Source organism: Eubacterium sp. AF22-8LB, from assembly GCF_003458715.1.
In the GTDB taxonomy this organism is placed as follows: Bacteria; Bacillota_I; Bacilli_A; order Erysipelotrichales; family Erysipelotrichaceae; genus Holdemanella.
In genome coordinates this window covers 1-918 of record NZ_QRVI01000066.1, presented here as the reverse complement: position 1 = coordinate 918, position 918 = coordinate 1, and the positions used below count along the sequence as shown (strand labels likewise).

Here is a 918-nt window from a genome sequence, read left to right as displayed (position 1 = left end):
TGGAATTTGTTTCTTGATACTTATTACACTTTTGCTTTTTTCTTAATCATACATATTGCTGCTAAAGTAACTGTAACATAACCTAATAGTGCAATAATTGATGATTCAATTCCAAATTCTCCACCAGTGAAAACAAAGTCTTTTGAATCAAGTACATATGTCATAACCGAATATTCATCTGCCTTTTCACTTATCGATAAACCGCCGCCAATAATTAAAATATTCCAAAGTGAATGAACAATTCCGCTGTTCCAAACAGAACCACTTTCAATAGCAACCATTGAGAACATTATTCCCACCATTGTTCCTGCAATAAGAACTAACAGGCTACTTATAATTGAAAAATCCATTCCTATAATATGTACTAATCCAAATAAAACTGATGGAATTAATACAGCTACTTTAATATTCCATTTCTCTTTTAACAGATTTAGAATAACTCCACGAAAAACCATTTCTTCAACAAAACCAGCGGCTATGCCTGTAAAAGCAATACCAGCACTCAGTATTGAAAAAATCTGATTACTATTCATTCCAGAAGAAACGTACTTTCCAGAAAAGAAAAAAAGATAAACCGCTATTACTGTCACAGGTAATAATACACCTACAATAATCCATTTAGCTTTAATTGAAAATTTTGGCATTCCCAAATTTTCTATTTTTATTTTAAGTAGTCTTTTTGAAAATAATTCAATTAAAACAAATGCTAATCCAACATATATAATTCCTGCTATAATATTGCATATACCTTCTGGAATTTTAACCAAAACAAACAAACTTGCCACTAACTGAGCTAATATTTGAGCTACTATCAATACAATGATAGCTCCCAAAGCCCCTCCTATCGTCTTTCTTGTACTCATAAAATGCTCTCCTTTACCTTCATTATTGCAAAAAATTACTACCAACTTAACAAAT

Annotated in this window: 1 protein-coding gene; it reads right to left on the bottom strand. The window is 30.8% G+C overall.

Going from position 1 to position 918, the window contains the following annotated elements; translation table 11 throughout:
- Nucleotides 1–23: 23 nt before the first annotated feature.
- The coding region (locus DWY01_RS11415) for a CPBP family intramembrane glutamic endopeptidase (RefSeq protein WP_243002009.1) at nt 24–918 on the bottom strand (895 nt) is incomplete at its 5' end.